This is a genomic window from Peribacillus sp. V2I11 (genome assembly GCF_030817135.1).
In the GTDB taxonomy this organism is placed as follows: Bacteria; Bacillota; Bacilli; order Bacillales; family DSM-1321; genus Peribacillus; species Peribacillus simplex.
Genome location: NZ_JAUSYW010000001.1, coordinates 5,355,871 through 5,369,934 on the forward strand (window position 1 = coordinate 5,355,871; position 14,064 = coordinate 5,369,934).

Below are 14,064 nucleotides of genomic sequence, written 5' to 3' on the forward strand. Positions count from 1 at the left end.
GTAGTTTCATCCTTCCTCAATCAGCAAACCCGTATGAGTCCGCAAAGAATTCCAGCCCGCAATGTCTTGTTTCCCGGGAAACACCACTTTCTTTTAAGCCAGGGAAATCCAGAGCCAAGTCGCTGAAAACGGTATGATTATTATGGAAAACCGCACCAGCTTCAAGGCGATCTGCCATTTTGACAGCGATATCTTCATTCTCGGTCCAAACAGATGCACGCAGGGCAAACTGACTATCATTCGCTAATTTTACAGCTTCATCAATATCATTGAAAGGTAAAATTGGAATGATGGGTCCGAATTGTTCTACCCGAACCAATTCGCTCTGCTGATCGACGCCAGTAATAATGGAAGGAAGCATATAATAACCTTCATCCCAAGTTTCCGGATTCAGCTGAATGCCGGTCGTGATTATATTTCCTCCTGACTTAGCGGTACGTTCGATCAAGCCATTCACAAAGTCAAATTGTGCTTTATTATTCAATGGACCCATAGTAACATCAGGCTGAATGCCATCGCCAATTACCATCCGGCTAAACTCTTTGGTAAGCTTTTCCACAACCTCATCAAAACGTGATTCTTGGACGTACACCCGTTTTACAGCAGAACAGACCTGACCCGCTGCTCGTAAAATCCCCATCCTCAAACGTTTGATAGCCGCTTCATCCATATTGGCATCTTCCAAAATGATGGCAGGATCATTGCCGCCAAGTTCCATATATACTTTTTGCAGATTTCCAGCTGATTTCTGCATGATATCTTTTCCGGTTTCCGTACTTCCGACAAACGCCAATGTCCGTACACGTGAATCGGAACATAGCGTGTCGCCGATTGCTTTTCCTGAACCTGAGACTATATTGATGACTCCAGGAGGAAAATGTTCAGCAACTACTTTTAGACAGGTCATTATCGTTAAAGGACAGTTCGTTGCAGGTTTTACGACAACGGCATTGCCTGCCAAAACAGCAGGTATGACCCTCTTAAATGTTAATATCATCGGAGAATTCCACGGTGTGATAATTGCCGTGATACCTCTTGCCCTTCTTCGGATTTGGACTTTTTGATTTCCTGGGAGCACTTCAGGCTTCCACCAATCAAGTAACTCTGCTGCACAGCCCTTCATGACTTCAACGCAGCGCAGTAAATCCTTTTTAGCTTCAACAAGTGTTTTGCCATTTTCACGTACAAACACTGTAACATTTTCCTCGATTATTTTTGAAAGTTCTTCTGCCGCAGTGTTCATCCGGTTAGCCCGTTCCTCGATGTCAGAGCGAGACCACGTTTCAAAAGCATTTTCTGCCGCTTCAATCGCGTCATTCACAATTTCTTCAGAGCATTTTGCCACCTGTCCAACTACTTCCGATGTATTTGCCGGATTTACTACATCGACTTTTTCCGTCGATTCAATCCATTCTCCATTAACTAGGTATTTTCCTGAAACCAATGGGTAAGTCGAAATCATTTTCAATCCTCCTTATAGTTTTTTGGGCTTGAATGCTTCTGCAGCTCCTGGCGGTCCGCCAAATGGCTTGGCCATTGGCCCCACAGCTTCCATATCAACAACGATCATTGAAGGTTTATGTCTTTCCTTTGCCTTCTTCAGCTCGGATATGAATTCATCTCCAGAACCAATACGGACTGCATCAAAATGCATGGACTCAGCCAGTTTCACAAAATCAGGACTCAATAAATCCACGGCTACCTGCCGGCCATATGCGGCAGTTTGAATATTACGAAGGACCCCATAGCCTGAGTCATCGAACAAAACGATGATAACTGGTAAGTTTTCTTCGGCTGCCGTGACCATTTCCCCGACATTCACCATAAACCCACCGTCTCCAGCCATAAGCACGACGGTTTTATCTTGACACCCCATTTGGGCACCGATCGCTGTTGGAAGACCTTGACCAATTCCGCCGCCTGATGCATGAATGGATGTTCTTGGTTCATAGATTTCAAATAAACGGCTGCCCCAAACGTTTGCCTGTACGGTTACATCACGAACCAGAATGGTATCGTCCGGCAATATCTCCCTCATGCCATCTACAAATTGCTCATAAGGTCCAAGCGTTTCCCTGAGTTGGGCGCGCACTTCATTTCTAAGCGAAAGAACTTCTTGTAAATAAGAAGGCTCCGCATGAACTGAATGTTCTTCGAGCTTTTGAATGATGGCAGCTAGCATATCTTTTGCATCGCCAACCAAACCTATTGTGGCTTTATAGTTCCGGTTAATGGCCTGCCAATCCGCATCGATCGCTATATGTTCTTCCGGCACCGGCACTTTCCAGTTGGATGTTTCATTCCCCCTAAACCTTACACCTACGCTAATCAATAAATCTGCATTTCTTAAAAACTCTTTTGTTGTTTCATATGCTGCAAAATGTCCTATGCATTGTTCATGGTTTTCTGGGATCGAACCTTTTCCTGACTGACTGGTTATAACCGCTGCACCAAGGATTTCCGCCAATTTTTGCAATTCATGAGAAGCATTGGCACTGATGACCCCACCACCGGCCCATATTACAGGACGGCTTGCGCCAATCATTTTTTGCACGGCTTGTACAGGAATAAATGGCAATGGATTTGTTTCAGATGTTGAAGCTCTTAGCCCTTCGAGTGAAAGATCTTCTATGATCGCCGATTGATAGTCAATGGGAATTTCCAATGTAACCGGACCCGTTGGTGCAGTTAAAGCTTCTTGAATCGCCTTCCTTACTACTGCTGCAGATTGCTCAGGGTTTCTAAGCCTCATTGCATTTTTACACGCTCCGCTCATCATTGAAAGCTGGTCTTTACACTCATGTATGTATCCTTTGCCTGTACCAAGGTAAGAAGAAGCCACCTCACCGGTAAGATGAAGAAGGGGGACACCAGCTGCCCAAGCTTCCACTAGTGAACCAGCAGCATTTCCTGCCCCTGTTCCGGTACTGGTAATCACTACACCCAATTTCCCAGTGGCGCGGGCATATCCATCAGCCATATTGACGGCACCGCTCTCACCGCGTGAACAAATGAGTTTGATGCTACCTTCTCTAAGAATTGCATCATAGATGGGCATATTGTGAATACTGACAATCCCGAAAGCAGCTTCCACTCCTGCTTGAACCAGCTCCTTTACGATGGAATCGGCGGTCGTAAACTCTATTTCTTCATGTATTTTCATCGCGTTATCCTACCTTTTTAATAAATTTAAAGTGCCTTTCCGATCGCTCCTGCCGTCTCAATCGTCGAACCCGCTACATAACTTGCTTTGTCTGAAGCAAGGAAAACAATGACACTGGCCACTTCTTCCGCTTCCCCTACGCGGCCGAGAGGGATATTCCGTTTTTTTGCAAGGTCTCCATAATACTCTTCAGGGTCCATATCAGGCGCATTTTTCAATCTTCTTCGCTCCCATTGATCGGTCCGGATCAATCCAAGACTCACTGAATTAACCAATATATTGTCAAAGGCCAATTCCTGGGACAAGGTTTTGCTTAAATTAAGGAGACCTGCCCTTGCTGCTGCAGTCGCTACCATATGACGTTCAGGTTCTTTAGCAAGCGTTGCATTAATATTAATAATCCGCCCTCCTCCCCTTTTCACCATATGAGGATGCGAAGCACGAACGGCATATATGATCGCAAAAAACTTTAACTGAATCTGTTCTTCCCACTGCTCATCCGTTATGTCAAAAAAGTGCCCCATCACGCTTTGACCGGCTGCATTCACCAATATATCAATTCCGCCAAACCTCTCAGCGGTACCATTAATGAATGAATCCACATCCGATTTTGAGGTGACATCACATGTTGATGCAAAAATATCTGACTTATCACCAAATGAGAGCAATTGACTTTGGGCACTTTCCATACGCTCTGTACTTCTGCCGCATATAGCCACTTTCGCTCCTTCAGCTAAAAACATCTCTGCTGTTTTTAATCCCACGCCCGACGTGCCGCCCATAATGACAGCAACTTTTCCTTGCAATCCTAAATCCACTCTCGTCACTCCTTTTCAAAGCCATTTTCCTTAAACGCTGTCCTTTATACAAGAAGCTAACTACGCGCAAGAATAATGGGAGGAATCCCCCTCATTTTTCCGCCATGACTGAATCATCTATTTGAGAATCAAACCAGCCCGGATCAGGATCTCCTCCCATTGCTTTGCGGGCTTCAGGTTTCGGCGGCCCTGCAATCCCCCACTGATCCATTAAATGCGGGACCCGTTTCCATACACGTGCTCTCCACTCAGATTCATCTTCGATCGTTTCCAGGTAACATGTATACTCCATAACAAAACCGCCTGGGTCTTGAAAATAACAGAAAATATTGTCTCCAGGCCCATGACGTCCAGGCCCCCAAAGTTCTGACAAGCCCGCTTTTCGCACATTGCTTATTCCTCGCATCAGTTCATCCACCGAATCGACTTCGTATGCGATATGATTGACTGACGCATGCTCATCTTGATTGAAGGCAATGGAGTGATGCTTCCTGTTGCACCGCAGGAATGACATTTGGTGCTCACTCCAATCAGTAACTTTAAAACCAAGTACATTCGTATAAAACTCAACGATCATATCTAAGTTCTTCGTGTTCATTACAACATGATTCAGTTTCACTGGATCAACATTTTTCTTGCTCCAAATACTCGTTTGTACTTCCACCCAAGCCGAAAGCTCAATCACGCGGTTTTCCGGATCAATAAACCGCAGGCCATAACCGGCACCTGCTTCATCCAAATATCCAGGTGGTTCAATAATTCGAACGCCCTTCGATTGTAATATCCCAGCGGCACGATCCACCGCATTTTTATCGACCATGCCAAAAGCTATATGATGCAAACCTCGTTTTTCTCCCTTGTGAAGGCTTAAAATATGATGTTCCGGTCCAGCCCCGCGGAAATAAACCGTATTCTCCTCTTCCGGAACATCCACTCTATCCAGTCCCCAAACCTTTTCATAAAACTCTGCTTGATCGTCGAAATTCGGAGTTATCATGCTTATATGTCGTAAATGAGTAATCCCAAGCATTTTTTATACCTCCCATAATTTTTGCCCTTTAGATAATTTACCTTGGCCATATTTAACAATCTAATCGAAAAGGGCGCCTCATTAATTTTCATAATGCAGGTGCCCTTTTCGGCTAAATGATCAGTCTTTAATGATGGCTTCTCTTTCTTTAGCGCGTTGTTTACGCAGTTCTTCCAGGTCACTGCCTTCAGGATATGTCGGTAAGTTAGGCTTCACTGCCCCTAACATCACGAGCATGCGCGCCTCCACATCCCCGTCATTCCTAATTCCCCGATAAACCCCTGGTGGGCTGCTGATGCAGTCTCTAGCACTTAATTTAATTTCATGCACTTCACTGTAGCTATCCTCTTGAATTAATGCAGTGACTTCACCCTCAAGAATGAAAAACACTTCTTCAACATCGTCGTGAAGGTGTAAAGGACCGATACAACCTGGAGGAAGCACCATTGTACTTAAAGTGAAATGTTCACCTGCGATTACATTCGTATCGTTATTGGCAGTGGCGCCACGTCCGATATATCTCATCTGTGCACGTCTATAAGCCGGATCGATTTCTTCTTGGAACTTCAAGACATCCCAATCAAGCGAACGGTCTTTCAATCGGGCAACATATTTTTTTTCAAATTCCTTTACTGAAAAAGCTTCTTTTGTCATTTTAAAATTCCTCCCTTATTTGTTGTTTCTAATCACTTAATGTTTTATAAGCAAAACAATGTTTTGTCTATGAATTAAGTCTAAAATGAAACCGCTTCATTGTCAATGAGTTTTTAGAATATTTAAAACTATTTTTATAATCCGAACGCTCACCGCTTTGGGATACTCTTGTAACGATTAGCTTTTCCTAACACAAAAAAGTGTGGATACCCTATTGGGCAATCCACACTTTCGAAAGAGGTTATTCACTTATTAATAGATTGGCACTCAAGCATGTTCAGACATCTTCGTGTTGATACGGCTTTACCCCACTATATCCCATATAAACGGATAACTGCCGAGAAACTTCCAACAGTTTCGGTAAGGCAATTTTATCGATGAAATCTTCCTGGTAAGCAGACTCTGTTGCCACGACATTCAAGGCAGCCAATACTTTTCCAGTCCTGTCAAAAATCGGAGCGGCAACAGAACGGATGCCAGGGTGGAATTCCCCGCTTGTCATCGAATAACCATTTTGCCGAATCGATTCCAGCTGTTTTTGAAATTCACCCGGCGCGGTGAGTGTTTTGTCTGTATAAGGAGTTAGGTTTGAGATTTTGAACATTTGCATTAGCATTTCTTTCGGTTGATAAGCCAAAAGTAATTTCCCATTGGCCAAAGCATGTGCTGGCAGCCGCAAACCTATGTTCACATTGACAGCGGATACACCTCTGATTGGGGCACTTCCAACATAAACGACTTCCTGTCCATCCAAAATGGACAGATGGCAGGAGGCTCCGATTTCATCTCGCAAGGTCTCCATATAAGGTTGGACAATTTCCTGGAACTTCAAGCTATTCAAGTAGCTGAATCCCAATTCAAGAACCTTTGGCGTTAAACTATAACGTTTGGTATGTTCATCCTGAGACAAATAACCAATATTTTGTAATGTGAATAATAAACGATATGGTACCGTTCTGCTTACTCCCAGTTGTTTTGCAATTTCTGAAAGAGACAAACTCGGCTGTACTTCATTAAAGAGCTTAATGATTTCCAACCCTCTAACCAATGAATTAGCACTATATTTCTCTTTCTCTTTTTCTTCGCTTGCCATTCGAGTATTCCCCCCGTTGTGAATAAATCTCATTTTCTCCTGACATTCAGTAAAGCTTTCTTCATACCTTGAAAGAAGGACTTGCCGTATATGTACATTTTTTTCTTGAAGTTCCTTTGGTGAATCCTTTTGATACTTTAATGGTTGCAAACCTGTTGTCTTTAGCATCCGTAACATCCCTGGATCCTGCTGATAACATAAATGGCCGGTATCCTGAGGGAAGCACTTGCGGCAAGATCGTTTCGCTTCCTTCCAGACAGAAACATTTGACGCCGATAGCGCACTGCCCTCTGCTTTGCATGTTCAACTGATTCACGTTTCGATGGATTGTAATCTATACAGAAGTTTCCGTTTACTTTCTTCCATACTAACAACAGCTGCCCCGCGAGTCGCATCAGATAAGATCAACGCCTTCACCACTTTCGGAATACGGCTAGTAGAATCGAGAGAAATTGCCGAGCCCATCGAATGTCCGAGCAGGTATACCGACTGCAGACTAAACTTTCACGGAATTCTTTCAATATATCTGCAAACTGAGAAAAATCCTGAAATTCTCCTTTTGGATCAGAACTTTCACCATACCCTGGTGCATCCCTATGCAATTACTCTAAATTCTTCATTCATCTGACCGAACTGGTGTCTCCTTGTTTTCCAAACCATGCAGGATAACAAGCACTTTTCCTTATCCCTATTCCAGATAATGAATCGGGCATTCTTCTAATTGGCTAATTGGCAACCCTTTCTACCCCTTACTCTTGTTTAAATAGAATATTGTATATATGTCAATTAAAGCATATTTACATATATAAAACTATTTGGAAGACCTAGCTTAATTGACGTATCGATAGAAAAGCCCAATATAACCATTTTACAAGTAAAAACAAATAAAGAATTTTAATACATCGATATTTTCTGCCAAATCATGTTTTTTCCATATTAAGTATTTCATATACAAAACAATATAAATGAATTATAGATTTTCCTGATTTTAAATTCAACACCAACAAGTCAGAATCTTTAATAATTTGATAATAATTAGTTTTTTTGACACAAAAGATTAAATCTACTTCCATTTTTAAGTCCGTTAGGTCCATCCACTCATTTGATTAAATGTTTCTCAAAAAAAGTACAAATGATGCAACGGAGTTCGATTTTCAAACTGAAAGCGCTTATAAATTTGTTTATTCAAAAAATAAAAAATTATCAAAATATTAAATTGACAATCAAATTATTTTAATTTATCGTTAAGAAAGTGAAACTTTGTTTTCCTTACAAAACATTATCGTTACTTTTTTATCTATCAATATTTTAAAGAAAGGCGGGATGAAGTTTTTAAATGAAAAATCAAAACTAGTACCTTTCTAAAGGGATAACCTTAAAACACTTATACTCAATGGTAAGTGTTTTAAGGAGTGCTAAAAAGCGACAAGGAGATGGTATTATGTTAAATGGGCAAAAAAGATGGTTGTATATTGCCGTTCCAATTTTTTTCTTTTGGTTTTTCGGACAAATTGATAAGGTTGGCATTTCCATCATTCAAACAGATCCAGAATTCTTGCATGCACTCGGTATGACAGGCGATGACAAAAATGCAAAGATCGGTCTTCTATCTTTTGTATTCACCATTGCTTATGGAATTTCAAACCTTTTTTGGGGCTTCATCATTGATAAATTAGGTGCCCGAAAAACAGCCATCGCCGGTTTATTCGTTTGGACACTCACGATGATTACGTCAGGCCTGGCAAATTCATATGAAATGTTTTTAATAAGCAGGGTAATTCTTGGTTTTGGTGAAGGGATGATGATTCCAGTTTCCGGAAAATTCATTTCTAACTGGTTTAATAAACGAGAATTGGGGAGGGCCCAGGCATCATGGCTTACCGGAAACTATTTAGGTCCGGCTATGGGAGCGGTAGTTTTGGTGCTCGTGATATCTTTACTCCACTGGCAAGCAGCTTTCTTTTTGCTTGCAGCATTCAACTTATTTATAAATATCCCGATGTTCATCTTTTTGACACGGAATACACCAGAAGAGCACCCCCGTATAAGTAAGGAGGAATTGGCTTTCATTCGCCAAACGGATAATGAAGTGAAAGAAACCACCCCCTCCGAGAATAAGAGTTTCGCCCAAGATTATCGTTTCTGGATTGTTTGGTTCGGCATGCTAGTATGCTCCTTCTTATTTTTCGGGATCAGCATTTGGCTTCCTACCTACCTCATTGAAGCAAAAGGATTCGAAAAGGAAGGAATGTCGAGCATTACTTCACTTTCCTGGCTATTCGCTTTAGGGTTTGTCTTGGCATGCGGTTTTCTGGCTGACAAAACCAGACGTCCAAGTTTGATGGCAACGATTCTATTTTCATTGACGGCTGTCTTTCTGGCTGTAGCGATCTTCATCCCCAATCCTATTTTGGCCGGTCTATGTATGGGTCTGGCTATGGGATGTCAAGGCGGTGTGTTCCATCTAAGTAATATGCTCATGGTAAAATACTCAACACCTGAAACGGCAGGACGAGCCGCTGGTCTAATTGGATTCACAAATATCATGGGCGGCTTTTCGAGCTATATCATGGGATGGCTTCGTGACCTGTCTGGCGGGGACTTCAGTACGTCGATCGCCATGCTGATTTTTGCAGCCACCTTAGGTTTGGGAGCTTATTTATTCTCCATTAAGAGAGAAGCCGCAGAGCTGCGCTTATCACCTATACCTGTACAAAAGATACAAGTATGAAGCTGAAGCCCCTTGTAAAATCAGGACCAACATTTTTTTATCACTTTGATGAACTATCCAACCCTTGAACTTCAAGGGTTTCAGTTTGTAGACAAAAGGGGTTCGGAATTAAAAAATTCTGAACCCCTTTTGAAATTCCCTTCGAATTTTCGCCTAAAGTTAAGAGATTGGGGCTCTACGAGCCCACTATGTTAGGCCATTTTTGGACCTCGCCATGTCCAATTGGCCATCTTCTTTAAATTAATGGCAGCGAAAGTAAGCATCGCCTGCATCGACAATTTTTTAAGTCCCCTTTAAGTAGTCCAACGCATACCATGCTTTTCTTTTGCATCTGCGAATACACGCTCAATCGTTTCTTTACGTTTTGCATATATAGGTTTTACATCTTGATGATGACGCAGATGATCTGCTTCTTCCACATGTGTTTGCCAGATATGCCGTGTCACCACTTTTTGACAGTCTTTGCTTTCTGTACACCGAGATAAAAATGAGCATGTTGTACAAATTTGTTTTGGCGATTTGTACTCGCGATAGCCCTCTTTATTTGTTGTTGAGTACTTTAAAGTTTCGCCCGAAGGGCAAAGGTAACAATCAAAATGTTCATCGTATACATAGTCCTGTTTGCGGAAAAATCCTTCTTTGGTGCGAGGACGTGTATAAGGTAAAGCCGGTATGATTTCTTTGTTAAATAGGTAGCTTGTAATCGCTGGTGTTTTATAAGCTGCATCTGCGGCAACGGCTTCCGGTTTTCCAACTTTCTCAATCACTTGTTCAACTAGTGGCTCTAAGATCTGACTGTCATGTGTATTTCCAGGTGTTACAATCGTTCCCAATACAAAACCGTTGCGGTCTGCGGCCGCGTGGAATGAATAGGCAAACTGTTTTGTTCGTTCATCTTTCACATAGTAGCCACTCTCAGAATCCGTTGTACTTTCTTTAATCTCTTTGGTCTCTTCTTTATCAAATTTATCTGGTGGAAAAGGCTTTTTTCCATGGTTTTCACGATCTTGATTGATTTCTTCTTGAAGACGTCCTTGATACGCTCGTGTTTCTTTACGAACGATTTTCTTTTCAAATTTCCGTTTATTCGCACTGGCTTTCACATGTGTGGAATCCACGAAAACGTGTTCAGCACTTATTAACTTTTTATTAGCAGCTGTCATTAAAATGCGATAGAAAATCTGTTCAAACAGGTCTGTATCTTTAAAGCGTCGCTCATAATTTTTCCCGAACGTAGAGAAATGAGGTACTTTATCATGGAAACCATAGCCTAAGAACCAACGGTAAGCCATATTGGTTTCAACTTCTTCAATCGTTTTACGCATGGAACGAATACCGAAGGTATATTGAATGAAAGTCAGTTTAACTAAAATAACTGGATCAATACTTGGGCGTCCTACCTCTGAATACATATCTTTCACCAAGTCATAAATGAAAGTGAAGTCAATGGCAGCCTCCATTTTACGAACCAAATGGTTCGGTGGCACCAGTTGATCTAAAGTAATCATTTCAAGTTGATCTCGCTGAATAGAATCATGTTTAGAAAGCATCCTCATCACCTCAAGTTTTAATACTTCTATTTTAAAACAAAAATGACTCCAGGCAAAAGTGTTCTATCTAAAAGGTAAGACAAAGTTGATTGGAACGGAAGGTACGAGACTCCTGCGGGAAAAGCGCGTCTAGGGGAGACCCCGCAGGCGAAAGCCGAGGAGGCTCCCCGACCGCCCGCGGAAAGCGAGTGCCTGGAGTGGAAATCAACGTCCAAATTGTACAAGCCATAAAAATAGACAAACTCGATTTTCATCGAGTTTGTCTACAGTCTGCAACCCTTGAACTTCAAGGGTTTTTTCTTGAGCCGGCAAAAACAAGACGGTAGAAAAAAAGTTAGAAAGAGCCCATACCAGTAGGTATCGCTCTTTTTTTGCATTTCTTGATATCATTTTTGTCAACTTTCCAGCTCTACCCCGAAACATTCCTTTATTTGTATAAATATGTCGATAGTTAAAATATTCAAAAAATGATATTTTTTTGAATACCCATGTTATATTGTTAATGGAAAAAAATACTTGTCAAGTAAGGTGAGTGTGTGAATATAGAAGTTTTAATCCTCCATTATATTCAGGAAAAACGTCAAAAGCCTAACCATGCCAATGAATTACTGGATTATATTCAGAATGAATATGTAAACGGGAAGCTGTCGATCTTTCAATATAGAAGTCTCTGTCAGGACTTATATCTTCGAGGAGCAAAACAAACGTCTTCTGGATGAAACTGCACCCTTGTCACAGTCATACTACTACCAATTCTGAATGACTTTTGTTTCTGATTTCCGCAATCGACCTACCCTTAAGAGCTAAGCCAGTCATTTACTCCCTCCCCAGTATGATCATAACTAAATAAAAGCCTCCTTGATCTGTCACCCCAAGACAGATCAAGGAGGTAAATGCCACTTATTAGACCCTTTATTTACTAAATGAATATATCCAAAATTAAAACCAAACCGAATGCCACGAAGGAAAGTAAGGTTTCCATGACTGTCCATGTTTTGAATGTTTCTTTAACGGTTAAGCCCATATATTCTTTTACTAACCAGAAACCGGCGTCATTAACATGAGAAAACATAAGTGACCCTGCGCCCGTGGCAATAACGAGCAATTCTAGATTAACACCCGTCATATTTGCAACGACCGGTGAAACGATCCCTGCTGCTGTGGTCAAAGCTACGGTTGCAGAACCTGTGGCAATCCGAATCAATCCGGCCACAAGGAATGCAAGAACGATTGGTGATAAAGAAATTTCTTGAGACATGGAAGCAATTGCAGTCCCTACGCCACTATCAATTAAAATTTGCTTGAATCCTCCGCCAGCACCGATAATAAGGATTATGGAAGCTAATGGCAATAAGCATTCTTCCGTTAACTTTTTAATTAGTGATTTATCCATTCCCTGTCTGTAGCCCAAGAAATAGTAAGCTGCAAAACAGGAGATTAATAGGGCGATCACTGGACTTCCGATAAACAATAAGAATTTTTCAATGGAACCCGGTATCGGCAGATAAGGCGCCACTACAGTTAAAACCATCAACAATACAGGCAAAAGGATGATGAAGAACGAAACTCCAGTGCTTGGTAATCCACTTGACTTTGTTTCCACCCGGATCAATTCCGGTTCTCCAACAGGAATAACCCGTTTATGAATCCATTTTGCGAATAGGGGTCCCGCAATTACAGCAGTCGGGAATGCGATGATCAATGAGTACAAAAGTACGTGCCCCATGTTAGCATTATAGATTCCAATAGCTGTCATGGCTCCCGGATGCGGAGGTACCAGCCCATGTACGATCGATAAACCAGCAAGTACTGGAATACCAATTAACAAGATGTTCACTTTTGTTGATTTCCGAATGGAAATGACCAAAGGCAGCAATATTACTAAACCAACCTCGAAAAATACCGGAATGCCGATGATGAAACCAGATAAAAGCATGGCCCATGGCAGGTTTTTCACGCCAAATTTAATAATGAAAAAGTCAGCAACCTGCATACCAGCTCCAGAGTCGGACATCATCTTTCCTAAGATGGTCCCTAAGGCCAATATTCCAATAAGGTGACCAAGGACCGCTCCGACACCCGTTTCATAGGCTCCAACAATCTTTTCCATTGGCAGTCCAGAAAAAACCGCTAAAAATAAACTGGCTACAGTCAAACTAATGAATGCATGCCATTTCCACCATGATACCCCCAAAATAACAATTACGATTGCTATCAGCGTGATTCCTAATAAATATAGATCCATATGTTCTCCCCATCCCTAAGAAATCGCTTACAATCAAACCAATACAATAAATGGGATTATTGTACCGGCTCGTTATATGTCACAATGTAGTTCTGTTTTGCCGTATTGTAATACCCTTCACTGTATTCCATAACATTTCCGTCCCCATCACTGGAAATCCTAATCCTTTTTAGTACTGGACTATTGTTTTCGATTTTCAGTGTTTCGCAAATGTGATCCGGAGCGATAGCAACTGCAAACTCATCTCTGAATGTTTCAAGTTTGAGGTTTTGATCTTCCAAAAAGCGGTACAAAGAATTGATTTGGACATCTTTTATCTCTTCTTGGTTTAAATCAAGTGAAACATAATGTGTAAAGTAAATATAAGGTTCATTGTCCAATAAATATATCCGTTCGATACTTATGCAGTGGTCACCAAATAAAGATTTCAGCTTAGAGTCTGAAGAAAGGTCGACATGACTTATGTTTAACACCTTTTTTAAAATGGAGTGCCCTTCCTCCACCAACAGCTCTGTGAAACGCTTTCCTTTGGAAAGTTTGACAATCGAACCATTAGCTATGACTCTAGTGCCTTTGCCGCTTTTCTTTTCAACATACCCCTCTTGCACGAGTTCTTTGATTGCATTACGGACCGTGACCTTACTTACGTTGAATTCTTCTTCCAAAAGAGGCTCAGAGGGAATGTTTGTGTCGATGGCATAAACCCCATGTAATATACGATCCTTTAATATTTCTTTTATCTGTAAATACATCGGTCCATTTTTTCTGTTCACATTCATT

Annotated in this window: 11 protein-coding genes and 1 pseudogene; 2 read left to right on the forward strand and 10 right to left on the reverse strand. The window is 41.5% G+C overall.

The annotated features are described in order from the left end of the window. Positions 1–16 precede the first annotated feature (16 nt). The 7 genes from QFZ73_RS26095 to QFZ73_RS29075 form a co-directional block, all read right to left on the reverse strand. Positions 17–1,462: an aldehyde dehydrogenase family protein gene (locus QFZ73_RS26095; RefSeq protein ID WP_251434560.1), complete on the reverse strand. Its 1,446-nt coding sequence runs from the start codon at positions 1,460–1,462 to the stop codon at positions 17–19. A gap of 12 nt (positions 1,463–1,474) precedes the next feature. Next, positions 1,475–3,163, reverse strand: coding sequence for a thiamine pyrophosphate-binding protein (locus QFZ73_RS26100; protein WP_307272350.1), 1,689 nt, complete (start codon positions 3,161–3,163; stop codon positions 1,475–1,477). 26 nt (positions 3,164–3,189) lie between these two features. Continuing rightward, positions 3,190–3,981 carry an SDR family oxidoreductase gene (locus QFZ73_RS26105; RefSeq protein ID WP_307272351.1) on the reverse strand — a complete coding sequence of 264 codons (792 nt, stop codon included), beginning with the start codon at positions 3,979–3,981 and terminating at the stop codon, positions 3,190–3,192. Positions 3,982–4,072: 91 nt separating this feature from the next. Continuing rightward, positions 4,073–5,011, reverse strand: a complete 939-nt coding sequence (locus QFZ73_RS26110; RefSeq protein ID WP_307272352.1) for a VOC family protein — start codon at positions 5,009–5,011, stop codon at positions 4,073–4,075. 120 nt (positions 5,012–5,131) lie between these two features. Beyond that, positions 5,132–5,665, reverse strand: coding sequence for a cupin domain-containing protein (locus QFZ73_RS26115; protein ID WP_251434574.1), 534 nt, complete (start codon positions 5,663–5,665; stop codon positions 5,132–5,134). 277 nt (positions 5,666–5,942) lie between these two features. Next, positions 5,943–6,758, reverse strand: coding sequence for an IclR family transcriptional regulator (locus QFZ73_RS26120; protein WP_137020733.1), 816 nt, complete (start codon positions 6,756–6,758; stop codon positions 5,943–5,945). A gap of 312 nt (positions 6,759–7,070) precedes the next feature. Further along, on the reverse strand, positions 7,071–7,253 hold the full coding sequence (locus QFZ73_RS29075; RefSeq protein WP_285847323.1) for a hypothetical protein: 183 nt from the start codon (positions 7,251–7,253) through the stop codon (positions 7,071–7,073). Positions 7,254–8,199: 946 nt separating this feature from the next. On the opposite strand from QFZ73_RS29075, the gene QFZ73_RS26125 reads away from it, so the two are divergent. Beyond that, positions 8,200–9,489 (forward strand): MFS transporter, encoded by a 1,290-nt coding sequence (locus QFZ73_RS26125; RefSeq protein WP_307272354.1) that lies wholly within the window; start codon positions 8,200–8,202, stop codon positions 9,487–9,489. A 191-nt stretch (positions 9,490–9,680) separates the two neighbouring features. Here the strand turns inward: QFZ73_RS26125 and QFZ73_RS26130 are convergent. After that, positions 9,681–11,039, reverse strand: a pseudogene (locus QFZ73_RS26130) (IS1182 family transposase). Between the two features lie 536 nt (positions 11,040–11,575). On the opposite strand from QFZ73_RS26130, the gene yppF reads away from it, so the two are divergent. After that, entirely contained in the window at positions 11,576–11,758 is a 183-nt protein-coding gene (gene yppF / locus QFZ73_RS26135) for a YppF family protein (protein WP_081112928.1), read from the forward strand. A 200-nt stretch (positions 11,759–11,958) separates the two neighbouring features. Here the strand turns inward: yppF and QFZ73_RS26140 are convergent, their stop codons facing one another. Together QFZ73_RS26140 and QFZ73_RS26145 are read right to left on the reverse strand one after the other, a co-directional pair. After that, complete coding sequence (locus QFZ73_RS26140; protein ID WP_251434579.1) at positions 11,959–13,284, reverse strand: GntT/GntP/DsdX family permease; 1,326 nt, start codon at positions 13,282–13,284, stop codon at positions 11,959–11,961. A gap of 56 nt (positions 13,285–13,340) precedes the next feature. After that, entirely contained in the window at positions 13,341–14,063 is a 723-nt protein-coding gene (locus QFZ73_RS26145; protein WP_307272358.1) for a GntR family transcriptional regulator, read from the reverse strand. Position 14,064 lies beyond the last annotated feature (1 nt).

Bases quoted from the DNA above. Each gene is read 5' to 3' on its own strand.
- QFZ73_RS26125 (WP_307272354.1), top strand. From the start codon at position 8,200: ATGTTAAATGGGCAAAAAAGATGGTTGTATATTGCCGTTCCAATTTTT.
- QFZ73_RS26140 (WP_251434579.1), bottom strand. From the start codon at position 13,284: ATGGATCTATATTTATTAGGAATCACGCTGATAGCAATCGTAATTGTT.
- QFZ73_RS26095 (WP_251434560.1), bottom strand. From the start codon at position 1,462: ATGATTTCGACTTACCCATTGGTTTCAGGAAAATACCTAGTTAATGGA.
- QFZ73_RS26115 (WP_251434574.1), bottom strand. From the start codon at position 5,665: ATGACAAAAGAAGCTTTTTCAGTAAAGGAATTTGAAAAAAAATATGTT.
- QFZ73_RS26100 (WP_307272350.1), bottom strand. From the start codon at position 3,163: ATGAAAATACATGAAGAAATAGAGTTTACGACCGCCGATTCCATCGTA.
- QFZ73_RS26120 (WP_137020733.1), bottom strand. From the start codon at position 6,758: ATGGCAAGCGAAGAAAAAGAGAAAGAGAAATATAGTGCTAATTCATTG.
- QFZ73_RS26145 (WP_307272358.1), bottom strand. From the start codon at position 14,063: ATGAATGTGAACAGAAAAAATGGACCGATGTATTTACAGATAAAAGAA.
- QFZ73_RS26110 (WP_307272352.1), bottom strand. From the start codon at position 5,011: ATGCTTGGGATTACTCATTTACGACATATAAGCATGATAACTCCGAAT.